The organism is Flavobacterium cryophilum (assembly GCF_048286555.1).
GTDB lineage: Bacteria > Bacteroidota > Bacteroidia > Flavobacteriales > Flavobacteriaceae > Flavobacterium.
Genome location: NZ_JBLVPZ010000001.1, coordinates 368,883 through 392,350 on the forward strand (window position 1 = coordinate 368,883; position 23,468 = coordinate 392,350).

Consider the following 23,468-nt stretch of genomic DNA (forward strand, 5'->3'; position numbering starts at 1 on the left):
TTATATAGATTCAAATCCCAATTTTTCTCTCACTCTTGCCAGAACTCCATTGGCAACAGCAGCTGCTTTTTGTGCACCAATCTCCAATAAAGCATCTACTTCGGCAAGATGGTTCATGTAGTAATTGTATTTTTCTCTTTCGGTTTTGAAGGTTTCAGTTATCAATTCAAACAGAGCTTGTTTGGCGTGACCGTAACCATAATTTCCACCAAGATAATTGGCGGTCATTGTGGCTATTTGTTCTTCATTTGCCAATAGCTTATAAATGGCAAATGCATTACAGGTTTCTGGATTTTTTGGATCTTCCAGTGGCGTGCTGTCAGTTTCAATACTCATCACCTGTTTGCGCAGCGATTTATCATCTAGGAAAATATTGATAATATTATTCGCTGATTTACTCATTTTTCCGCCGTTGGTTCCCGGAATTAACATACCGTCCTTTTGTATTATCGCTTCTGGAATCACGAATGTTTCTCCCATTTGGTGGTTGAAACGAGAGGCTACATCACGAGTAATTTCAAGGTGTTGCAATTGATCTTTTCCTACAGGGACAAATTGGGCATCGTATAATAAAATATCAGCAGCCATCAACATTGGATACGAAAACAAACCAGCATTGACATCTTCCAGTCTGTCGGCTTTATCTTTGAAAGAATGCGCTAATGTCAAACGTTGAAAAGGAAAAAAACAGCTTAAATACCATGACAATTCCGCTGTTTGTGGCACATCCGATTGCCTGTAGAAAACTACTTTCTCTACATTTAAACCACAGGCAAGCCAAGCTGCAGCGGTACTGTAAGTATTGGTTCGTAAGGTTTCACCGTTTTTTATTTGCGTTATCGAGTGCAAATCAGCAATGAAAAGAAAGGATTCGTTTTCAGGTTTATTTGATAATGCTATTGCGGGAATGATTGCGCCAAGTAAGTTGCCTAAATGTGGTGTTCCGGTACTTTGAACGCCTGTAAGTATTTTTGCCATTATGATTTTTTCTTAACCGCAAAGTTCGCAAAGATTTACGCAAAGTTCGCAAGGATTGTAAATTTTTTCTACTAGGTAGTTTTCCAAAGCAAATTATTTTACTAATATTTACATCCGATTTCTTACATTTGAACTTATGAGAGGATTTAAAATTATTTTTTGGGTGCTTTGGCGCGTCTGGTTTTATATTTTGATGGCCATTCCCATATTGGTAATGTTTCCTTTTTTGGTTTTGTCTATTTTGACGGAAAGCGGCTATCCCTATTTTTTTAAAATGGCTCGTATTTGGGCAAAATTTATTCTTTTTGGGATGGGATTTTATTATAAAATAGATAAAAGCCAAGAAATGGAATACCAAAAAAGTTATATGATTGTTGCCAATCATACCTCAATGGCTGATATTATGCTGATGCTTGCCTTGACTCGAAATCCGTTTGTTTTTGTAGGTAAAAAAGAACTTTCAAAAATTCCGTTGTTTGGCTTTTTCTATAAAAGAACCTGTATTTTGGTGGATCGGAATTGTTCGAAAAGTAAAATGGAAGTCTTTAATCGTGCTCAAAAAAGAATTAATCAAGGATTGAGTATCTGTATTTTCCCAGAAGGCGGTGTTCCAGATGATGTATCGATTTTGTTGGACACTTTCAAAGATGGCGCATTCCGATTAGCGATAGAACATGGAATTCCTATTGTTCCCATTACTTTTGCCGATAATAAGAAGAGATTTCCGTATACTTTTTTCAGCGGTAGCCCGGGAATTATGCGTGTTAAAATGCATTCACATTTAGAAACATTGGGAAAAACTGGCGTTGACCGCAAAGAAATTCGCGAAGAAGTACGCGAAATAATATACAATCAACTAATAGCTTTCGATTCTGATTCCATTAAAAGCTATAACTTATCCCGGAATACAATCCAATAAAAAGCGGTTTACAGTCACCAGAGTTATTGGAAAAGGTATTCAATTGATATTTAATCATTGGCTCTAAAATAATTTGAAATGATTTTATAATCTGGTAATTAAATCCTAAACCTACATTAGTGCTAAAATGGACCTGATTCAGGTTTTTTGCCTCTCCTAATTAGCTCGTTAGTTTTAGCTATAGTTTGTTTTAACGGTGAATGATTTTTTTGGAAATAAACAACAGCAGCCTTTTGATTCTTCTCTTTGTTCGAATTGATTTTAAATCTTTCAATAGATATAATCTCTTTTTCATTTGTTTTCCCTGTTTTACTATTATTAACTGCAACCGTAGGAAACTGTTGTTACTTCTAGAGGACAGCGCTCTTGTTTCTTAACTGTAAATCGGTTCGTAATTTCAAAAGTACAGCAAGTTAAGATAATAAAAACAATTGAAGCAATACATTTCTTTTCATCTTTAATAATTTAAAAGTTCATCTTATTCTTCTGTCAGTCTAAATCTTTTTATTGAAGGTGTTCTAAGAGATGAAATTTTTAAAAAAGGCTGCGTTATAAATTGAAAAAACCCGATATGCTCGGGTTTTAGTTTTTATGCTGCTGCTAATTCTTTTATTCTGGCTTTAATTTTTTCTTCAAGTTCATCTGCTAATTCCGGATTGTCTTTTATCAGCGATTTCACGGCATCACGACCTTGACCTAATTTGGTCTCACCATAACTGAACCATGATCCCGCTTTTTTGATAATCTCAAATTCTACTGCAAGATCTAAAATTTCTCCTGTTTTTGAAATTCCTTCTCCATACATGATATCAAATTCAGCGATTTTAAATGGCGGAGCGACTTTGTTTTTTACCACTTTTACTTTGGTTCTGTTTCCAAGGACGTTATCGCCATCTTTAATCTGGGTAGAACGACGGATATCTAAACGAACTGAAGCGTAAAACTTCAATGCATTTCCTCCAGTTGTTGTTTCAGGATTACCAAACATTACACCAATTTTTTCTCTCAATTGATTAATAAAGAAAACAGTACAGTTGGTTTTACTGATAGTCCCTGTTAATTTACGCAGCGCTTGAGACATTAAACGAGCGTGAAGACCCATTTTAGAATCTCCCATTTCGCCTTCAATTTCACTTTTTGGAGTCAGTGCGGCAACGGAGTCAATTACTACAATGTCAATGGCTCCTGAACGGATTAAATTTTCAGCAATTTCTAATGCTTGTTCTCCATTGTCTGGTTGCGATATGATTAAGTTTTCGATATCTACACCTAGTTTTTCAGCATAGTTTCTGTCGAAAGCGTGTTCAGCATCAATAAAAGCTGCAATTCCTCCCGCTTTTTGAGCTTCGGCAATAGCATGAAGTGTTAAGGTCGTTTTTCCAGAAGATTCTGGACCGTATATTTCTACAATTCTACCTCTTGGATAACCGCCAACGCCTAATGCTAAATCGATTCCTAAAGATCCGGATGAGATGGTTTCCACTTCTTCAATGGCTTTGTCTCCCATTTTCATCACCGTTCCTTTTCCGTATGTTTTGTCTAGTTTGTCAAGCGTAAGTTGTAGCGCTTTTAATTTGGATTCTTTCTCTGTACTCATCTTCTCTTTTACCTTTTCTTTCATCTATTTGTATTATTTTATAACTGTAATAAACTGACAGAATGATTAATTATCCTGAAAATCTCGTTCATATTCGAATATTTATTTTCGTAAAAATACTTCTTTTTTCAATGTAAATTTTCTCTTTCAAGAATATTTTAAATCTAAATTTAAATAAAAAATAAGTTGCTAATACTAGTTACAGGAACAGTGCCTTCAATTCAGTAGCTTCATGAGGATTTAATTTTCCTGCTAAAACCAAACTGAGTTGTTTGCGTCTCAATGCGGCATCAAAACGTTGTTTTTCCAGCTCTGTTTCTGGAACTATTTGTGGCACTTCTACGGGTCTTCCGGTATCATCAACCGCAACAAAAGTATAAATGGCTTCATTTGCTTTGGTTTTGTTGCCAGACTCTCTGTCTTCCACCCAAATGTCAATATAAATTTCCATTGAACTCTTAAAAGCTCTTGAAACTTTTGCCTCAACCGTAACAACACTTCCTAGCGGAATAGCTCTGTTAAAGGCGACGTGATTTACGGATGCCGTAACTACAATTCTTCGGGAATGTCTTCGTGCTGCGATACTTGCTGCGCGATCCATACGGGCCAATAATTCGCCACCAAAAAGATTATTTAATGGATTGGTCTCACTTGGTAAAACCAAATCAGTTAATATTGTCAGGGATTCTGAAGGATGTTTAGGTGTCATGTTTTTTATGTAAAAGAGAATTGTTATTTTTTAAGAATATGATTTTAGTTTAACCAATACACTGCTAATATAGCGGGTATGAAGTAGATAACAATTGTTCTCGCACCATCATAATCTTTGGCTAATCGCTGTCCGAAAAGTAACATCAACAAAGTGATACAAGAGAAAACTGCTCCGTAAAAACCAAATATTCTGCCATTATTTACGAATAATTCAATGCAACCTACTACGCACAATGTACCAGCGATTAATTCTAATATTAAAATGTTAAGCAATGCTAGTGGTACAAGGTTTTTTAATGGAGTTTTGGCAAAATGACCTTTTAACCAATCCACATTATCTTTCCAATTAAACAGTTTGTCATAACCGGATTGCAGGAAAGTAATGGCGAGAAAAATTAAAATTAAAATCGAAGTAATGTTGTTCATAGTTTTATTTTTTGTGAATTAAACGGGTAAGTCTGATTGATAAATCGGTTAAAATAATTTTTGCATTTCCGTTGCGCTCGATGTGATACATGGCCTGCGAAAGTTCGTTGAAAATATCATTTATGTTGTTGCCATTGACGAAAGGGGCAAAATTCTCTAATTTGAATTTTTCTACTTGTGACTCCATGTAAACCAGACTTTGCGTTTGATAATTGAGTAACAACGCCTGACGGAACATATCGATACAAAAATGTAAAAACTTCTTTTGGGTTTCTCTTCCTAAACCCGCAATTTGCTCGCTCCACAAAATCAAATCCTGAATGGCAGCTGCATTTCCTTTGGCTCTAAAAGCAGCACGAACCCAATCAACAAACCATTTTTCAAAAAAAACTGATTCGCTGTCCGGTTGTAATAATTGCAACGCTTTGTTATAATTTCCTTGTGCTTGATGCGCTATTTTCAAAGCTGTTTTAGACTCCGTGTTTTCTCTTGAGACTAAGGCATCGGCTATCACGGTTTCACTTAATCCGTTAAAATGCAGGACTTGGCAACGGGAACGAATGGTTTGGATTATATCTTCTTCGTTTTCTGAAATCAGGATAAAAACCGTTCTGTCTGTAGGTTCTTCCAGTAATTTTAATAATTTATTGGAAGCGGCGATATTCAATTTATCAGCCATCCAAATAATCATTATCTTATATCCGCCTTCATAAGATTTTAAAGCGAGCGATTTCAAGATTTCCTGAGCATCATCAACCCTAATCTCTCCTTGTTTATTTTTAACACCGAGCATTTGATACCAGTCAAACAAACTTCCGTAAGGATTATGTTCTAAAAACTGACGCCATTCAGTAATAAAATCTATGCTTTTGGGCTTGGTTTTTACATCTTCAGTGCTTACGGTTGGGTAAATAAAATGCAGATCCGGATGCGAAGTTTTCTGGAATTTGATATTGCAGGCTTCGTTTGAACCTGCGTTTGCCGCGTTTTGATTGCTGCAAATAATGTATTGGGCATACGCAATCGCCATGGGTAGAGTACCGCTTCCTTCAGGGCCGACAAACAATTGCGCATGTGGAATTCTTCCCAAATTAGCACTTTTTGTCAAATGACTTTTAATGTATTCTTGTCCTAAAATTTCTGAAAATTGCATAAAGCAAAGATAACAGAAAATGGTTTAGTCTAAAATTTTAGGATGCAAAGTTTCAAGAAAAGCAGGTATGAAAATGATATTAAATGCGGTTTTTTGTTAAAATTCTAATTTACTTTTATAGAATTAAAAATATTTAAAGTATTAAAAAAATGCTTTATTTGTTAATTTACATCGATTTCGTTGTCGCAAGTTGCTTTTATGTTGTTTTTCCTAATTTATTAATAATTTAAAAGCTCTATATTTGTTTTTCTTTCAAAAAAACAAACTAAAAAAATACCTGATGAAAACTTTAAATGACTTTGATTTTGCAACTAAAAAAGCAGTGATACGTGTTGATTTTAATGTGCCTTTGGACGAAAATTTTAACGTAACAGATGCGACTCGTATTGAAGCGGCAAAACCTACCATTGATGCGATTCTTGCTCAAGGTGGAAGCGTAATTTTGATGTCACATTTAGGCAGACCAAAAGGTGTTGAAGAAAAATATTCATTGAAACACATTCTAAAAACTACTTCAGAAGTGCTTGGCGTACCGGTTCAGTTTGCTTCAAATTGTATTGGTTCAGTAGCTGCAGCTGCAGCTGAAAAATTACAAGCGGGAGAGGTTTTATTGTTAGAAAATCTACGTTTTCATGACGAAGAAGAAGCTGGAGATCTTGCTTTCGCAAAAGAGTTAGCGTCACTTGGTGATATTTATGTAAACGATGCTTTTGGAACAGCACACAGAGCGCACGCTTCAACTACACTTATTGCTCAATTTTTCCCAACTGAAAAATGTTTCGGATTATTGTTAGCTAAAGAAATTGAAAGCCTGAACAAAGTTTTGAAAAACAGTAAAAAACCAGTAACAGCAGTTCTTGGTGGATCTAAAGTTTCTTCAAAAATTACGGTTATCGAGAATATTTTGGATAAAGTAGATCACATGATTATTGGTGGTGGAATGACATTTACTTTTGTAAAAGCATTGGGAGGTAAAATTGGAGATTCTATCTGTGAAGATGACAAACAAGAATTAGCATTGGAAATCTTAAGATTGGCTAAAGAAAAGGGAGTTCAAATACATATTCCAGTTGATGTTGTTGCGGCAAATGCTTTTTCTAATACTGCCGAAACTCAAATTGTAGACGTTTCAGCAATTCCGGATGGATGGCAAGGTTTGGATGCAGGACCAAAATCATTGGAAAACTTCAAAAAAGTAATTATGGAGTCTAAAACTATTCTTTGGAATGGCCCATTAGGCGTTTTTGAAATGGAAAATTTCGCTAATGGTACAATTGCCCTAGGGAACTTTATCGCTGCTTCAACTGAAAACGGAGCGTTCTCACTTGTAGGAGGTGGAGATTCTGTGGCAGCTGTAAAACAATTTGGTCTAGAAGACAAAATGAGTTACGTATCAACTGGAGGTGGCGCCATGCTAGAAATGCTTGAAGGTAAAACATTACCAGGAATAGCCGCTATACTGGACTAATTTGGAATTGCAAATAAACGTAAAACAGTTTGATTCGTGATGTTTCAAACTACAAAACGGTTTCAAAATTTAGTAAAAACCTTAGCGATGCTATTCATCGGTAAGGTTTTTTTTGCATTATAAAGCAGTCAAAATTTTTTGCAAATGAACGGAAGATTGCATTTTTAACACTATTTCTAGTATTTTTTAGATGAAACCTGTTAAGTTTGTAAAAATAAGCTTTGTAATCATTTGTAATATAGGTCTTTGATCGTAAAAATATGAGTATAAAAAATACCATTTTATCGTTTTTTCTCGTAGCATCTGCGCACTTATTTTCGCAAGAAGTAGCTGTAAATAAACACATTTTAAGAGTAGAGACAAAATTATCCTATTTAGATTCTATTAAGAAAACCTTCGTAAAAGATAACCTAGCATCTTGTGTCGACAGTTTATGGATGAAAGAAGTAGCAAGCCTAGATTTATACAACAACTTATTGGATGATATTAAAAACATTAATATTGACCAAATTGTGGATTATGAATTACCTACTGCTCTTTTAAAAGAAAGGCTGGCGGCAATGGATGCCAAATCCCCTTTCAATATCGAGTATAATCAAGGACTGGAAAATATCATTAAATCATTTCTAAAAAACAGAAAGAAATCTTTTGAGCGCTTAATGGGTTCATCAGAATATTATTTCCCGCTTTTTGAAGAAGCTTTGGCCAAACAAAATGTTCCTCTGGAGATAAAATATTTGGCTGTTGTAGAATCAGCTTTGAATCCAAAAGCAGTTTCAAAAATGGGTGCGACAGGACTTTGGCAGTTTATGTACCAAACCGGAAAACAATACGGACTGAAAATAGATTCCTATGTAGATGAACGAAGTGATCCCTTGAAATCCAGTGAAGCCGCGGCGCAGTACATGACAAATATGTATAAAATATTTGGTGATTGGGATTTAGTTTTGGCGTCTTATAATTCTGGTCCCGGAAATGTTGCAAAAGCAATTAGACGTTCTGGAGGGCAACAAAACTATTGGAACATCAGAAAAAATCTTCCCAAAGAAACGCAAGGTTATGTACCCGCTTTTCTTGCTACCATGTACATTTATGAATACCACAAAGAGCATGGAATTGTTCCTAACAGAGCCTCAGTAAAACATTTTTCCACTGATACTATTAGGATTAAGAAGCAAATGACATTCAGGCAAATATCTGATTTACTGGATGTTCCTGTGGCACAATTGCAGGTTTTAAATCCTTCATACAAGCTAAATGTGATTCCGTTTTATCGTAATGAAAATCATTATTTGAGATTACCGCAAGAAAAAATAGCCATTTTTGCATCTAATGAAGACCAGATCTACGCCTACACGCAATATGAGTTAAACAAACGGGAACGGCCATTCCAAATTGAAAAAGCAATGACGGTTAAGGATACAGCTAATTACACGATTCAGAAAATTGCACTGTCTAAAACAACCTATTATAAGGTGAAACGGGGAGATAATCTGAATATAATTGCCCGTAAATATGATGTTGAGGTGGCTGATATAAAAAAATGGAACAAACTTAAAAGTAATGCTTTGGCTTATGGAAAAAGTTTAAAAATTGTAATGGGTCAAACGGATTTTGCAGCCGTTAAGAAAGCGCCTAAAATGGATTCGGTATCGCCAGATAAAATTTCGAGCAAACCTAACATCGCTGCAGCTGAAGTACAAGCCAATAAGGAAGAAAAGACGAAAAAAACACCATATCCGGAAACGAAAGTAGCTAATGCAACAGCATTGTATGTGGTTCAAAAAGGAGATAATTTAGGAAGTATTGCTGCTAAATATGATGTTACCGTAGCCGAAATTCAACAATGGAATCGCCTTTCTAATGATAAGGTGTTATTAGGCGCATCATTGCAAATTGTAAAAAAAGAGTCGGATGGTGAAGAAGAAGTAGTTTCTGGTCCGGAACCAAAACACAGTGAATATGTTGTGCTCCAAGGAGATAATTTAGGGGATATCGCGAAGAAATTTGGAGCTTCAGCAGCGGATATAAAACAATGGAATAATTTGCCGGATAATGCGATCGTCGTAGGCGCCACTTTGATTGTTGCCAAAGATGAAATAATCTTCAATACCCATAAAGCAATGGTAAGTGCATTCAAGAAAAAAACGAATACCAACATACCTTTTACTACACAAGCGATTGATTACTATGTAAAAAAAGGAGACTCGTTGTATAGTATTTCTAAAAAATATCCAGGAGTAACCATTTCTGATTTAAAAAAATGGAACGGTATTCGCAGTGAAGAACTCAAGCCCGGAATGAAGTTAAAAATAAACGGATAATACAGTAAACTTCTATAAATTTGGGTTTTATTTTATAATTGAATAGCAATGAATAAGGCCAATTTTTTATTTCTTCTGATTTCTTTGATGCTGTTTTCCTGTAAAAAAGAAACGGAATCTTTGCCGCGAAAAACGTCCGGAAAAATCAATACTATTTCAGTTATTATTGAGGATCAGCTATGGAATGGTGATGTAGGAGACAGCATTCGAAACAAGTTTGCATCTCCAGTGATTGGATTGCCACAAGAAGAACCGCTGTTTAACATCAATCAATATCCGGTAAAGCTTTTGGAAGGTTTTATGACGGATACCAGAGCTATTATTGTAGTTAAAAAAGGCGACATAACTAAGTTTGAGATTGTTAAAGATCAATACGCATCTCCTCAGAATGTATTTCATATTTCCGGTAAAACGAGCGCGGATATTATAGCAAGCATTGAAAAAAATGCACCCAAAATGATTCAGCTGATTAAACAGTCAGAAATAGCCGAATGCCAGAAAATTAACAGTCAATCCCATATTGACCCGAAGGTTATTTCGAATAAATTCCACATTACCTTGCAGGTCCCTACCGGTTATGCATACGTACTTCAAAAAAGTAATTTTATGTGGTTAAAAAAGGAACTCATCGGGGGAAATACGAGTCTTTTAATTTATCAAGTTCCGCTCAATACCATTGACAAAGACGGGGATTTAATCTCCAGTATTATAAAAATGCGAGATTCCATCGGTAAGTTATACATCAGCGGAACCGAGCCTGATACAAATATGATTACCGAAGAGGCGTATGCTCCTTACCTTTTCAAGATTACTATTGATGATAAAGAAACCTTTGAGACTAAGGGAACGTGGGAGTTAAATAATGATTTCATGTCGGGGCCTTTTATCAATTATGCCATAATCGATAAAGAATACAATCGAATACTGGTTCTAGAAGGTTTTTGTTATGCGCCATCTAAAGAAAAACGCAATCTCATGCATGAATTGGAAGCTATTATAAAATCAGCAAATGTATTGAAAAGATAATCTTATTTTCTTTTATTTGTATAATACAAAAAAACATAAAAAAAGCATGATGTTACAATGGGAAATTAAGGCGTTTGACGCACTGACTGTTCACGAACTATACGATTTGTTACAATTAAGAAGTGAGATCTTCGTAGTGGAGCAAAATTGCGTTTATCTTGATCTAGACGGCAAAGATAAAGTGGCATTACATCTCATAGGTGAATTTGAAGGTAAAATTGTGGCTCATTCCAGATTATTCAAACCAGGAATCAGTTTTGATAATGCTTCCATTGGAAGGGTGACTGTTGCTGCGAATTACCGTGACAGAAAATGGGGACATGACTTAATGCGAGAATCAATTGCTGGAATCGCTTTGCATTTTGGCGAAAGTAAAATCACTATTGGAGCCCAGTTGTATCTAAAAAAATTCTACGAAAACCACGGATTTGTACAAACTAGCGAAATGTATCTCGAAGATGATATTCCGCATATTGAGATGAAAAGAGCGTAATTAAATTTTCACAATAACAAATTCGACTCTTCGGTCGAGTGCCTCTCCCAGACCGGTAGGAAATTTGTTTCCACATCCTAAATAGTTCATTCTTAGGCTGCTTACGCCTCTTAGGATAAGGTATTTGTATACGTTTTTCGCCCGATTTAAAGAAAGTTTTCTTTCATTGGTTTCTATATCTATAGCATCATCATACTCGCTTGGAGTACAACAAACGTGTCCTTTAATGTTGAACTGTACGTTTTTTTGTTTTTGCAGAATTCTTGAAATTTTGTCTAACTCTAGTTTGGATTGTTCCGTTAATTTACTGCTTCCTAAATGAAAAAAAATCGCGTCTAAGTAGACGCGGTCACCAACTTTATGATTGTCCTGAAAAGAATTATAAATTCCTTTTCCAAAACTGTTTTTCTTTACAAGAAACAAGTCAACACGTCTGTTTTTGGACCGGGTTTCCGTTAGATTTTCAAAAGGATCATTTTTTAAAATCACCCGACCTTTACCCTCGATAATAACAATTTTGTTTTTATTAAAACCATTAGAAGTGATTATATTTTGAACGGTTTTTACTCTGTTGACTGACAATTTATAATTGTAATCCTTATCGCCTATGTCGTCACAATAGCCATAAATCTGTATGGATTCAACTTTCGTAGTATCTACTCTTTTTATAAAATTGACAATGGTTTGAATCTGGTCGTTAAAAAGGTTGTATTTATCAAATTCAAAATATACGGTTTCTGCGGTTTTAATTTGAGCGGACAAACAACTAAATAAAAGCAAAAAGATTAGACTAAATAAGTTCTTCATTATAGTTTTAAAATAGTCTTATATTCCGAGCTGTTGTTTAAAATACTAACGGATTTCTTAATTTCCGAGTTGTTTTTAATGTAATATTGATACAATCCTTCTTGATATTGATACCGTTTAATGATTTCGTTCAAAATCAAATTTTTAATCTCTTTTTGGTTTTTATCCAGTAATACAGTCTCGCTTTTCTGCAGCGCAGTAAGCAGTTGTTGGTATTCTACAAGGATTGATTCCTCTATTTTTTCTTTTTTGGCTATAGCCAAAGTATTTTTCAAAGCGAGTTCCGTTTCGGTATCAAAAGTAAATTTCTGAACTTTTAAAAACTGTTTGAAATCAAGAAAATCGCTATCAGAAATGGTAGGGATTCGATTCCCTAAATCAGGATTTTTATAATAATAACTAGTTACATAATTAAAAATTCCGTCATTTTTTAACAATGCATCGGTTATTGGACTTGATTTTGCTTCTTCCAGTTCCACGTCGGGCTGGATACCACCTCCATCATAAACGGTTCTCCCTTTGCGAGTTTTAAAGGCATTGTAATTTTTCTCATCGGTTTTTATAGCTTTGCCATTGCTGTCTTTTCGGGTGTAATCTAACGCTTGAATACATCTTCCAGATGGCGTATAATAGCGAGAAATCGTTACTTTTAGTTGTGTACCGTATGTTAAATCCACTGGTCTTTGTACTAATCCTTTTCCAAAACTACGGGTTCCTACCACCACTGCGCGATCTAAATCCTGCAAGGCGCCAGCCACAATTTCTGATGCAGATGCACTTCTGCCATTGACAATAATGATCAACGGAATCGCAGTATCTACTGGCTCGTTGCTTGTTTTAAATGTGTTGTTGTGTTTTTCTATTTTTGATTTTGTAGTAACAATAATCTCGTTTTTTGGGACAAATAAATTACAAATACTCACGGCTTCATTTAAAAGCCCACCCGGATTATCTCTTAAATCCAATATAATTCGTTCAGCTCCGTCTTTTTTTAATTGTTCTAATGCTTCTTTGGTTTCGTATGCTGCTTTTTTATTAAAATGAGACAGTACAATATACCCGGTTTTGTCGTCGATTTTTGCAAAAAAGGGAACCGATTTAATTTCGACTTCATCAAGGACAATTTGAGTGGTGTTCATTTTGCCTTGTCGGATGTATTTGATATCAATTTTCGTGTTTTTAACACCTTTAAAAAGTTGTGAAGCATCTTCTTTAAAATCTGCTAATACTATATCTCCTATTTGAGTAATTTCGTCACCTGCTTTAAGTCCTGCTTTATCAGCAGGGAAGTTTTTGTAAGCTTCCTTGACTATCAATTTATCTTCTTTACGAGTCAGTAAAGCGCCTATTCCAGTATATTCTCCAGTGTTGTTTATTTTGAAGCGCAACACATCCTGCTCGTTGAAATAAACAGTGTAAGGGTCTAAATTGGCTAGCATTCCTTTAATGGCTTTATCCATTAAGTCTCCAGGATTCGTTTCATCAACATAATTCCTGTTCAATTCCTTGAAAAGGGTAGTGAATATCTCGATTTGCTTGGCGATTTCAAAAAAATCGTCTTTGAAGCTGGCACCAATAAACAGAAATGCCGAAGCGACAACTGGAATTATGAATTTTTTTTTGAAGAAAGAATACATTGTTTTATATTTTTTTTGTCTTAAATCTTTTTCTAATAAAGTAACCTATAGCAAACAAGATAATGATAAACGGCCAAATACTGAGTAAATTTATAAATAAACTCGAAACACTATTGAATCCCGATTTGATAGCAGTCCAAATTTTTATTCCATATGAGGCTGTTACGCCACTTTCTTCAGCGATAGATTTATAGAATTCTACAGTAATTGTACTAAATGAAACCCGGTTTTGCATATAGTTCAACTGGCCTTCTTTTGCTTCGATTTCTTCACGAATGGACGAAAGTTGTTTTTCAATTTCTAACATCTCAGAAACTTTATTTGCTTTTTTCAAAAGTTCGAGATAACGGTTTTCCAGTACTTTTTTAGCTTTTAATCGAGCATCAATGTCTATATATTCTGCGGTTACATCCTGAGATGATATTTCTTTATTGTCAAAATAAGCAACTCCTTTTGAAATATCTTTCAAAAACAAATCAAAATTTTTGCTTGGAATCCTAATTATTAATTTTCTAAAAACAGACTCATAATCCTTACCTTCAGTCTCATTTTGAATAGTAGCATTATGACTCTTTACCGCATCATGTATTTGATTATAAGTAGCTGTTAAATCATTGGTTTCAAAACGAAGGTTGCCTTCTTTGATGATTTTTTGTTCAATACTTTGATGCGTTTCTTTTGCCGTTGCATTTAAATCGGCTTTGTCATAAAGAGCATTGCCGGCTGAAGCTTCTTTTGGAGGAAGTTTTATAGTCATTAATTTTTTATCACCCGCAATATCTTCGGCAGAAATATCACTTTTTTTACAACTGGAAAAAGAAAATAATAATAGAAAAAATAAGGCTAGTGACTTCATAAACATTACATTTTAATGCTAAAAATACAAAAAATAGAATTGCTACTCTTCTTTTTTTATTTGAAGCAAAAACTTCTCAAATAATTGAATGGTTTTGCTATTGATTTCCTCATATGTCAATCGGTCTTTAGTTTGGTAAAAAAACATAAAAGAATATGGTTGATCCAGATTATCAATTAAAATGTGCTTGTTGAGCCGATAGGTTTCGCGCAACACCCGTTTAAAATAATTACGATCTACTGCTTTCTTAAAATTCTTTTTGGAAACAGAAACCCCCATTTTTATTTTTTCACTTTCGTCAAAAGAACCGGCTTTATATACCAATCGCAGAGGATATTTAGATACTGATTTCCCTTCGGTAAACAATAATCCAATGGTGATTTTACTTTTTAGCTTTTCGTTTTTTGGGTAGGTAAAGTTCATTTTAATGGAAAAAAGACATAAATTTTGATTGGCAAAGTTACAATTAAACGTTGAGTCGGTGTGTTGTTTCGGATTTAAATCCCGCTAAAAATATATTTCTTACTTTTGTGGCAAATTTTTAAAGCATGCAGCGACTAATTTCGTATCCCATTTCGATAATTTATTATTTATGTTTCGGTCTTACATTGGTAATTTTCCATCCAATTCAGTGGGTTTGCTTCAATGTCTTTGGCTATCAGGCTCATAAAAAAAGTGTCGATTATTTAAATTTTTTCTTGTTGAAATGCACGAATCTACTGGGAACAACCTACAAATTTGAAAACATAAAAAATATTCCACAAAATGTTCCACTGATTTTTGTGTCCAACCATCAAAGTATGTACGATATTATTGCTATGATTTGGTTTTTTCGCCGTTTTCATTGTAAATTTGTCAGTAAGAAAGAATTAGGTAGCGGCATTCCAAGCGTATCGTTTAACTTACGTCATGGTGGTTCTGCTTTAATCGATCGTAAAGACCCTAAACAAGCCATTCCAGCCATTAAAGGATTGTCAGAATATATTGAAAAACACAACCGTTCTGCCGTTATTTTTCCCGAAGGAACACGAAGCAAGACCGGTAAACCAAAAGAGTTTGCGCAAAGCGGGTTGAAAATTTTATGTAAATATGCGCCCTCGGCATACGTAGTTCCAGTAAGCATAAACAATTCTTGGAAAATAGTTAAATACGGGTTTTTCCCTTTAGGTTTAGGAAATCGCCTTACCTTTGTAGTGCATAAGCCGTTAGCAGTTAAAGATTATGATTTTGCTGATCTAATGAAGGAGATAGAAATAGCAGTTGTTCAAGAAATAAAAATTTAATTTATATATAATGTCAATAAAAAACATTCGATTAGAAGTAATGCAGTTTTTGGAGAAAAACGTAGATAGCTTTGTCGATCAGTATCTAATTCCAGTGGAGAAAATATGGCAACCAACAGATTTTTTGCCTAACTCCCAAAGTGATACTTTTTTTGATGAGGTCAAAGAATTACGTGAAATTGCAAAAGAATTACCATATGATTTCTGGGTGACTTTAGTAGGAGATACGATTACTGAGGAAGCTTTGCCAACTTACGAATCATGGTTAATGGACGTTGAAGGAATTGATAACGTAGAGAGAAATGGTTGGTCTAAATGGATCAGACAATGGACGGGAGAGGAAAATCGTCATGGCGATTTACTGAACAAATATTTGTATTTATCAGGTCGTGTAAACATGCGCGAAGTCGAAATGACAACGCAACACCTTATCAACGATGGTTTTGATATTGGAACCGGAAGAGATCCTTACAAAAATTTTGTGTATACCAGTTTTCAAGAATTGGCAACCTATGTTTCCCATAACAGAGTAGCGCAAATGGCCAAGAAATATGGCGATAACAAATTGTCTAAAATGTGCAAAATGATTGCTGGTGACGAGATGCGTCATCATCATGCGTACAGCGAATTTGTTACCCGTATTTTTCAAATAGATCCAAGTGAAATGATGCTTGCGTTTCAATACATGATGAAAGCAAAAATCGTTATGCCGGCGCATTTCCTGAGAGAATCCGGTGAAAAAATCAGTACTGCTTTTGAACAATTTTCTGATTCGGCGCAAAGAATTGGAGTTTACACCGCCGCTGATTATGTGGATATTATGCAAAAATTAATTGACAAATGGGAAATTGACAAAATTATCGGTTTGACAGATGAAGCAGAGAAAGCCCGTGATTATCTAATGAAATTGCCTGGTAGAATGGCAAAAATTTCTGAGAGAATGGTAATTCCACAAGAATCACATATTTTTAAATGGGTAGAGCCAGCTTTAGTGCGATAGATTCCTAAATTCTAAATATAAAGTAAAAATGTTGGGTTTTGAAGCTGTAAAACTTCAAAATTCAACATTTTTTTTAAAATTAAACAAACGATGATAAACCCCGATTTAATAAACAAAACGATACTTTTTGTTAAAGAAAAACTCGATAATGCCGAAGGCGGACATGACTGGTTCCATATCGAAAGAGTGTTTAAAAATTCCGTTCTGATTTCAAAAAATGAAACTTGTGATGTTACGATTGTAAAGCTTGGAGCTTTGCTGCATGATATTGCCGACAGTAAGTTTCACGACGGTGACGAAACTGTTGGGCCAAGAATAGCTCGAGAATTTTTGGAATCAGAAAATGTTGATCAAGAAATTATTACGCATGTAATAAATATCATTGAAAACATCTCCTACAAAGGCGGCAATTTTGAAAAGAAATTCTCTTCAATAGAATTGGATGTGGTTCAGGATGCAGACCGTTTAGATGCTATTGGCGCCATTGGAATTGCCAGAGCATTTAATTATGGAGGATTTAAAAATAGAACGCTTTATGATCCTAAAATCGCTCCAAATTCCAGTATGACAAAGGAAGAATACAAGAAGAACGATTCTCCAACGCTAAATCATTTTTACGAAAAATTATTGCTTTTGAAAGATAAGATGAATACTGAAACCGGAAAACAAATTGCACAAGAAAGACACCGTTATATGGAAGGTTTTCTGGCGCAGTTTTATGCAGAATGGGAAGGGGAGAAGTAAGTAGACAGTGTTCAGTTTTTAGTATTCAGTTTATTGACGTTGAAAAACTACTGCTCTACTAGAAAAAAATCGAATTCAGTTTTGGTATACATACAAACCATGAACTGATCACTAACTACTAATTTTAAATTTCAAATGTTTTTTCGATTGCTAATTTTTTAAATCAAAAATCAGCAATCGGTAATCAAAAATCTTAAATCGAAATTCCTTTAGCGCTCATTTCAAGAATTACATCTGAAGCGTTTTTAAAAGTTGGCGCTTGCTCAATAATGGTTCCCACTCTTTTTTTATTGAGTTTAAAGGTGATGTCATTCTCTGTCGTAAACAGCAAAGCAGTTAAAAATGGGTTATTCATATACGGAGCCAATATAATAAAAGCTTCATCAAGCGTATGGAAACTTTCTACTTCTTCGGTTTTGTAACGTGCCGTAACCGAAAGACTAAATACGTCATTTTCCAGTAAAACGGGACGCACATAAATATTTTTCAGTTCCGTGTCACCAATGGTTTTGGCAAGTGTTAATTTGGCGTAAGTGCCATTTTGGATGCTTTCTTTCACCTTTTCCCAGAAAAGTGCAAATACAGGTTGGAAGGACATAAGTTTGGTTTTAGATGGTGTGTTATATTCCGAAACGGGTCTGCAAAATTAAGTGTTGTAAATGTAACAATTCGTTTTTGAGTAAATTATTTAAAGGATAATCACTTGCAAACTAAAAAGAGAACCGATGTGGCTCTCTTTTGTTATTATTTCCCAGTAAACACTGCTTTTCTTTTCTCTAAAAATGCTGTTGTTCCTTCTTTAAAATCTTCGGTTCCAAAACATTTTCCAAAAGCTTTTATTTCGGTTTCATAGCCATTTTTTCCTTCTTTAAAATTAGCATTGACTGCTTTTATGGCTTTACCAATGGCATAAGGAGAGTTCTTGATTATTTTATTGGCAACACTGACACAATAGTCTAAAAGTTCGGCTTCAGGAACTACGTGATTCACCAGCCCAGTTCTGTAGGCATCCTGTGCGGTTACCATTCCTGCAGTCATAATCATTTCCATTGCGCGTCCTTTTCCTATCAATTGTGGCAAACGCTGTGTTCCTCCATAACCCGGAATGACGCCTAGCGAAACTTCAGGCAATCCCATTTTTGCATTTTCCGAAGCGACTCTGAAATGACATGCGATCGCCAATTCTAATCCGCCACCTAATGCAAAACCATTAACGGCTGCTATTACGGGTTTTTTTAGATTTTCTATAAAATCAAATAATTTTTCTTGCCCTTCAGCCGCCAGTTGTGTTCCTTCTTCAATCGAAAAATCAGCAAATTCTGAAATATCTGCACCAGCCACGAAAGCTTTTTCACCGCTTCCTGTTAAAATAATTACCCGAATTTCATCATTTTTTGCTAATGTTTTGAATACTTTGTGCAAATCAGAAATGGTAGCAACATTCAACGCATTTAATTTTGTAAGACGATTAATAGTAATGGTCGCGATGTTGTTTTCGGTTGCAATTAAAATATTTTCGTAGTTCATAAGAGTAATTTTAAGAGTTAATTATAGGAAGCGAAACAATAAAAGTAGTTCCTTTTCCAAATTCAGTTTCAAAGGTAATCGTTCCTTTATAATTTTCGATAATGTTTTTTATAATTCCAAGACCAAGCCCCATTCCGCTGCTTTTTGTGGTGAATTTGGGTTCGAAAATGCGGGCGATGTCTTTGGGCTGAATACCTATTCCGTTATCGGCAACGGTAATTAGAACGTTGTTTAATTCTTTTCGTACAATTACAATGATGGACTTTTTGTCCTGTTGTTCGGGAATAGACTGAATGGCATTCTTTGCTAAATTCGTGATAATTCGAATGAGTTGTGTTCGGTCGATTTTCGAAATAATTTCGGGAGAATCGCTTTTAAATTCGATGTATTCTTCATTAAAAATGTCCATGGCAAGTTCTACCACCTCCACCACATTCAAGGTTTCATTTTGTTGTGCGGGCATCGATGCAAAATTGGAAAAAGCCGAAGCAACCGCACTCATCGTATCGATTTGTTGGATTAAGGTTTCGGAGTAGTCATTCATTTTCTGCTTTACATTCGGATCCGTTGGGTCAAATTTTCGCTGAAAACTCTGCACTGTTAATCGCATTGGCGTCAGCGGATTCTTGATTTCATGAGCCACCTGTTTCGCCATTTCGCGCCAAGCTTCTTCGCGTTCGCTTTGTGCTAGTTTAATGGCACTTTTTTCTAATTCATCCACCATTGCGTTGTACGCTTTAATCAAAAGATTAATCTCTTTACTGTTGGCTTCCAGAACAATTTTTTCGTTTTTTTGATTCAAACTCGTTTCGCTTAACTTGTCGGAGATTGTTTTTAACGATTTAGTAATGTATGACGAAAGAAAATAGGCCAATGCAAAAGCCACAATAAGCATAAAGGAATACACTTGTCCCAAACGAATCAAGAAGTTCTTTAATTCATTTTCATAATAGCCATCGTCCTCCACATAAGGCAGGTTTAAAACTCCTAACGGTTTGAATTTGTCGTCTTTAATTTGGCTGAAGGCCGAGCGGTTCTTTTTACCCTCAATAGTTTTAATGTCCACATATCTTTTTTCAATGGAAGAACGAACGAGTTTTAAAATGTATTTGGGAATTGGCGGCGCCACTTTATCGACAGAAAATGATTCTTTGGAGGATTTCAATAACTTTCCATCCAAACTGTAGATGTTGATTTCAATGTTATGAATGTGTGCTAATTCATGAATTTTATCTTTAAAAATCAAATCTAAATTATTGGAATTTAAAGGGTAAGTTGTCGTCGAAAGCACATAGTTGATGTGTTCTTTTACGGCATTTTCATTGCGTTCTAATCGTTCTTGATGGTATTCTTTGGCTTCGTTTTTAAACTGAATTATGGAAATGGAAGCTAATAAAACCGAAGCCATTATAATCAATACAATCATCGAAAGGAAGATCCTGATTCGTAACGAAAACATTGACATTTTGAAGCTTTTAAACATAGTATTCACATTTTCAGTATTCAGCTTAACCAAGGATCACTTATACCTGATCACTATTTTTGTCCCTGATTTTTTTATAAAATTTAAACCCCAACATAATCAAAATCGAAAAAAGAAAGATTCCAATTACACCATAAATCCAGTTAACAGCATTTTTTAAAACTACTAAAAAAACCACAGCAAAAAGGATAATCGTTGCGCCTTCATTCCACAATCGCATAAAAGTTGTAGTGTATTTTACCTCGTCATTTTGCAGTTGTTTGAATATTTGATGGCATTTTACATGGTATAAATACAACACAAATACAAAGCCAAGTTTTACATGCATCCAAGGCATTTGTAGCCAAGAACGCCCTAAATCAGTAAAAAATAACATCCAAAATGCAAAAATACTTGCTAAAACTGCTGATGGCCAAGTGATAATGTACCACAAGCGGTACGTCATTATTTTGTATTGTTTTTGTAAAATTTCTTTCTCAGGCGAAGGTTTTTGTGCCGCTTCAATTTGGTAAACAAACAAACGAACGATGTAAAATAATCCTGCAAACCAGGTAATTACAAAAATGAGGTGTAGCGATTTAAGGTGATTATAGTATTCCATCTTTAGTTTGTATCTGTTTTGTATTCATTTCTTTTTTTAGAAAATAGCCCGTTAACACTGTTGATAAAACATCAGCAATTGGGAATGCAATCCACACGCCAAAAATACCTAAAAAATTTGGTAGAATCAGCACTAACGGAATCAGGAAAAATCCTTGTTTGCTTAACGTCAAAAGCAATGCTTTTTTTGCCTTTCCGGTAGCTTGAAAATAGGCTGCGCCAATTAATTGAACGGCTATGATTGGCGAAGCCGCAAAAACCCAGCGCAATGCTTCGGGAGTTTGGGCAATAACGAGTGGATCTGTAGTAAAGACAGCGACTATAGGTTTTGCAAAAATTAGAATAATCACAAAAATTAGAGAGGCTAAAAAGGCCGCATATTTGATCGAAAGCTGTACACTTTCTTTCACTCTTTCATAATTTCCGGCACCGTAATTAAAACCTGCGATCGGCAGAAATCCTTGCGTAATACCCAGAATAGGAAATAAGGCAAACATCAACATTCGGCTGATTATGCCATAAATAGCAACGGATTGTTCGCCGCCATACGTGTATAAAGTATGATTTAGGATTATTGCCAAAATACTAACGACTCCTTGTCTTGAAAAAGTCACAAAACTCAATTCGGTAATTTCCTTTACAAGAGGAATATTAAACTTGAAATGCCTGATTTTTAGTTTTAGTTCACTTTTAAAATAAAAGAACCAAAACACAAATAAGAAGCATGAAAAATAGGATACGGCTGTCGCCAAAGCAGCGCCAAACATTCCTAAATCCAAATATTTTATAAAAATAATATCTAATATAATATTTATGAAAGCGGGAATAATCATTGCTACCATGGCAAATTTAGCCTTGCCTTCGGCCCGAATAACGTTGTTCCCCATCATGCAAAGTGCCAAAAACGGGACACTGATGATTATGGGAAAGAAGAATTCTCTGGCGGGTTCCATTATCGCTCCTTTCGCACCAAAAAGCATCAGCATTTCGGTGCTGAAAAAAAGACCAAATAGCACAAAAACAGATGCCAATAAAAAAGTCATTATGATTTGATTGCCAAAGGTGTGCAATGCTTTTTCTTTATGATCAGCTCCCAAGGCTCTGGAAAGTACGGAGCCTCCGCCCACACCAATGGCCATTCCCAAAGAAGAAATTAAAAAGGTGATGGGTAAAACTACGGTTACCGCCGCAATGGCTAGAGAGCCAATCCATTGTCCAACAAATATGGTGTCAATTAAAATATTAACGGACATGAATAAAATGCCAATAGAAGATGGAACCGCTTGCTTTATCAAGAGTTTTTTGATGTCTTGAGTTCCTAACTCATCGGCGGTAACAGCCATTTAAGCATTTATTTTCTCTGAGTCAGCTTTAACGGATAATGGGGAGTTCGACCAATTCGAAATCCAATTGCTTACTGTTTGACACCAATCGTCACTGTCATTCAAACACGGAACTGCCAAAAATTCCTCACCACCGTGAACTTTAAACTGATGATTGGCTTCCATGGCAATTTCTTCTAAAGTCTCCAAACAATCGGATACGAAAGCAGGGGTTACAACGGCAAGTTTTTTAATTCCTTTTTCAGGCATTTTGTTTACTTCCACATCCGTATAAGGTGTCAACCATTTGTCTCCCGCCAATCGAGATTGGAAAGTCTGGCTGTATTTTCCTTCGGGGATTCCCAGTAATTTTACGACTTGTTTGGTCGTTTCATAGCATTGGTGACGGTAACAAAATTCATGTGCCGGTGACGGTGTGTTGCAACAAGAACCGTCAATTTTACAATGTGATTTGGTGATATCGGTTTTGCGAATGTGACGCTCCGGAATTCCATGGTAAGAGAATAATAAATGATCGTAATCAAATCCTTCTAAATGCCCTTTGATGGAATCAGCCAGGTTTTTGAGATAATCCGGTTTATTATAAAATGCGGGTACGATAGTAAATTTCATTTCTGGGAAATGTTTTTTACGCAAGTCTTCGGCTAGTTCTAATATGGTAGTTGTAGATGCCATTGCGTGTTGTGGGTACAATGGGAAAAGCAATACTTCATTAACGCCTTGGTCGTGCAGTTCTTGTAGACCAGACAAAAGTGAAGGATTTCCGTAGCGCATCGCCAAGGAAACAGGAACGTCAACCAGTTGTTTTACTTTCGCGTGCATTCTTTTGGAAATAACTACAAGAGGAGAACCTTCATCCCACCATATTTTTGCGTAAGCGGCTGCGGATTTTTTAGGTCTTGTTTGTAAAATTATTCCACGTACTAATAATGCTCGCAACAAAAACGGAACGTCAATTACGTATTTGTCCATTAAAAATTCATCTAAATATGGTTTAACATCCTTAGGAGTTGGACTTTCCGGCGAACCTAAATTAACTAATAATACACCTTTCATATTGTCTTTTTTTGTTGGTACAAAAGTAAATAAACTT

23 protein-coding genes are annotated in these 23,468 nt (G+C 35.3%); 8 read left to right on the forward strand and 15 right to left on the reverse strand.

The window, feature by feature from the left end:
* Entirely contained in the window at positions 1 to 978 is a 978-nt protein-coding gene (gene trpS, locus ACNQGJ_RS01710; RefSeq protein ID WP_417970695.1) for a tryptophan--tRNA ligase, read from the reverse strand.
* A 136-nt stretch (positions 979 to 1,114) separates the two neighbouring features.
* Between trpS and ACNQGJ_RS01715 the strand changes: the two genes are divergently transcribed.
* Positions 1,115 to 1,897: a lysophospholipid acyltransferase family protein gene (locus ACNQGJ_RS01715; protein WP_417970693.1), complete on the forward strand. Its 783-nt coding sequence runs from the start codon at positions 1,115 to 1,117 to the stop codon at positions 1,895 to 1,897.
* 589 nt (positions 1,898 to 2,486) lie between these two features.
* Here the strand turns inward: ACNQGJ_RS01715 and recA are convergent.
* The 4 genes from recA to ACNQGJ_RS01735 form a co-directional block, all read right to left on the reverse strand.
* Positions 2,487 to 3,494: a recombinase RecA gene (gene recA, locus ACNQGJ_RS01720; protein WP_417971369.1), complete on the reverse strand. Its 1,008-nt coding sequence runs from the start codon at positions 3,492 to 3,494 to the stop codon at positions 2,487 to 2,489.
* 199 nt (positions 3,495 to 3,693) lie between these two features.
* Positions 3,694 to 4,203 carry an acyl-CoA thioesterase gene (locus tag ACNQGJ_RS01725; protein WP_417970691.1) on the reverse strand — a complete coding sequence of 170 codons (510 nt, stop codon included), beginning with the start codon at positions 4,201 to 4,203 and terminating at the stop codon, positions 3,694 to 3,696.
* Between the two features lie 44 nt (positions 4,204 to 4,247).
* The gene (locus ACNQGJ_RS01730) at positions 4,248 to 4,631 is read right to left on the reverse strand and encodes a DoxX family membrane protein (protein WP_417970689.1); all 384 of its coding nucleotides are present in this window, start codon (positions 4,629 to 4,631) and stop codon (positions 4,248 to 4,250) included.
* Positions 4,632 to 4,635: 4 nt separating this feature from the next.
* Entirely contained in the window at positions 4,636 to 5,784 is a 1,149-nt protein-coding gene (locus ACNQGJ_RS01735; RefSeq protein WP_417970687.1) for a DNA polymerase III subunit, read from the reverse strand.
* A 280-nt stretch (positions 5,785 to 6,064) separates the two neighbouring features.
* Between ACNQGJ_RS01735 and ACNQGJ_RS01740 the strand changes: the two genes are divergently transcribed.
* From ACNQGJ_RS01740 to ACNQGJ_RS01755, 4 genes are all read left to right on the forward strand, one after another.
* Complete coding sequence (locus ACNQGJ_RS01740) at positions 6,065 to 7,252, forward strand: phosphoglycerate kinase (RefSeq protein WP_417970685.1); 1,188 nt, start codon at positions 6,065 to 6,067, stop codon at positions 7,250 to 7,252.
* A 260-nt stretch (positions 7,253 to 7,512) separates the two neighbouring features.
* The gene (locus tag ACNQGJ_RS01745; protein ID WP_417970683.1) at positions 7,513 to 9,576 is read left to right on the forward strand and encodes a LysM peptidoglycan-binding domain-containing protein; all 2,064 of its coding nucleotides are present in this window, start codon (positions 7,513 to 7,515) and stop codon (positions 9,574 to 9,576) included.
* 48 nt (positions 9,577 to 9,624) lie between these two features.
* Positions 9,625 to 10,602 (forward strand): DUF4837 family protein, encoded by a 978-nt coding sequence (locus ACNQGJ_RS01750; protein ID WP_417970681.1) that lies wholly within the window; start codon positions 9,625 to 9,627, stop codon positions 10,600 to 10,602.
* 46 nt (positions 10,603 to 10,648) lie between these two features.
* Entirely contained in the window at positions 10,649 to 11,095 is a 447-nt protein-coding gene (locus tag ACNQGJ_RS01755; RefSeq protein WP_417970679.1) for a GNAT family N-acetyltransferase, read from the forward strand.
* Here ACNQGJ_RS01755 and ACNQGJ_RS01760 read toward each other — a convergent pair whose 3' ends face one another.
* The 4 genes from ACNQGJ_RS01760 to rnpA are packed head-to-tail and all read right to left on the reverse strand — an operon-like array spanning position 11,096 to position 14,818.
* On the reverse strand, positions 11,096 to 11,902 hold the full coding sequence (locus ACNQGJ_RS01760) for an OmpA family protein (protein ID WP_417970676.1): 807 nt from the start codon (positions 11,900 to 11,902) through the stop codon (positions 11,096 to 11,098).
* Complete coding sequence (locus tag ACNQGJ_RS01765) at positions 11,902 to 13,539, reverse strand: S41 family peptidase (RefSeq protein WP_417970674.1); 1,638 nt, start codon at positions 13,537 to 13,539, stop codon at positions 11,902 to 11,904. Before ACNQGJ_RS01765 ends, ACNQGJ_RS01760 begins: the two co-directional genes overlap by 1 nt.
* Positions 13,540 to 13,543: 4 nt before the next feature.
* Positions 13,544 to 14,395, reverse strand: coding sequence for a DUF4349 domain-containing protein (locus tag ACNQGJ_RS01770; protein ID WP_417970672.1), 852 nt, complete (start codon positions 14,393 to 14,395; stop codon positions 13,544 to 13,546).
* Positions 14,396 to 14,437: 42 nt separating this feature from the next.
* Positions 14,438 to 14,818, reverse strand: coding sequence for a ribonuclease P protein component (gene rnpA, locus ACNQGJ_RS01775; RefSeq protein WP_417970670.1), 381 nt, complete (start codon positions 14,816 to 14,818; stop codon positions 14,438 to 14,440).
* 125 nt (positions 14,819 to 14,943) lie between these two features.
* On the opposite strand from rnpA, the gene ACNQGJ_RS01780 reads away from it, so the two are divergent.
* From ACNQGJ_RS01780 to ACNQGJ_RS01790, 3 genes are all read left to right on the forward strand, one after another.
* A complete protein-coding gene (locus ACNQGJ_RS01780) occupies positions 14,944 to 15,678 on the forward strand; it encodes a lysophospholipid acyltransferase family protein (RefSeq protein ID WP_417970668.1) in 735 nt (244 codons plus the stop codon).
* A gap of 10 nt (positions 15,679 to 15,688) precedes the next feature.
* Positions 15,689 to 16,678, forward strand: a complete 990-nt coding sequence (locus tag ACNQGJ_RS01785) for an acyl-ACP desaturase (protein WP_417970666.1) — start codon at positions 15,689 to 15,691, stop codon at positions 16,676 to 16,678.
* 90 nt (positions 16,679 to 16,768) lie between these two features.
* Complete coding sequence (locus tag ACNQGJ_RS01790) at positions 16,769 to 17,422, forward strand: HD domain-containing protein (protein ID WP_417970664.1); 654 nt, start codon at positions 16,769 to 16,771, stop codon at positions 17,420 to 17,422.
* Between the two features lie 193 nt (positions 17,423 to 17,615).
* On the opposite strand, the gene ACNQGJ_RS01795 is transcribed toward ACNQGJ_RS01790, so the two are convergent.
* From ACNQGJ_RS01795 to hemH, 6 genes are all read right to left on the reverse strand, one after another.
* On the reverse strand, positions 17,616 to 18,020 hold the full coding sequence (locus ACNQGJ_RS01795; RefSeq protein ID WP_417970662.1) for a hypothetical protein: 405 nt from the start codon (positions 18,018 to 18,020) through the stop codon (positions 17,616 to 17,618).
* Between the two features lie 146 nt (positions 18,021 to 18,166).
* Complete coding sequence (locus tag ACNQGJ_RS01800; RefSeq protein ID WP_417970660.1) at positions 18,167 to 18,949, reverse strand: enoyl-CoA hydratase/isomerase family protein; 783 nt, start codon at positions 18,947 to 18,949, stop codon at positions 18,167 to 18,169.
* Positions 18,950 to 18,959: 10 nt separating this feature from the next.
* Positions 18,960 to 20,375, reverse strand: a complete 1,416-nt coding sequence (locus ACNQGJ_RS01805) for a sensor histidine kinase (protein WP_417971367.1) — start codon at positions 20,373 to 20,375, stop codon at positions 18,960 to 18,962.
* A gap of 97 nt (positions 20,376 to 20,472) precedes the next feature.
* Positions 20,473 to 21,033: a CopD family protein gene (locus ACNQGJ_RS01810; RefSeq protein WP_417970658.1), complete on the reverse strand. Its 561-nt coding sequence runs from the start codon at positions 21,031 to 21,033 to the stop codon at positions 20,473 to 20,475.
* Positions 21,020 to 22,375, reverse strand: a complete 1,356-nt coding sequence (locus ACNQGJ_RS01815; RefSeq protein WP_417970656.1) for an MATE family efflux transporter — start codon at positions 22,373 to 22,375, stop codon at positions 21,020 to 21,022. The genes ACNQGJ_RS01810 and ACNQGJ_RS01815 overlap by 14 nt, the downstream gene beginning before the upstream one ends.
* On the reverse strand, positions 22,376 to 23,431 hold the full coding sequence (hemH, locus tag ACNQGJ_RS01820; protein ID WP_417970654.1) for a ferrochelatase: 1,056 nt from the start codon (positions 23,429 to 23,431) through the stop codon (positions 22,376 to 22,378). It lies immediately after the preceding gene.
* Between the last annotated feature and the right edge of the window lie 37 nt (positions 23,432 to 23,468).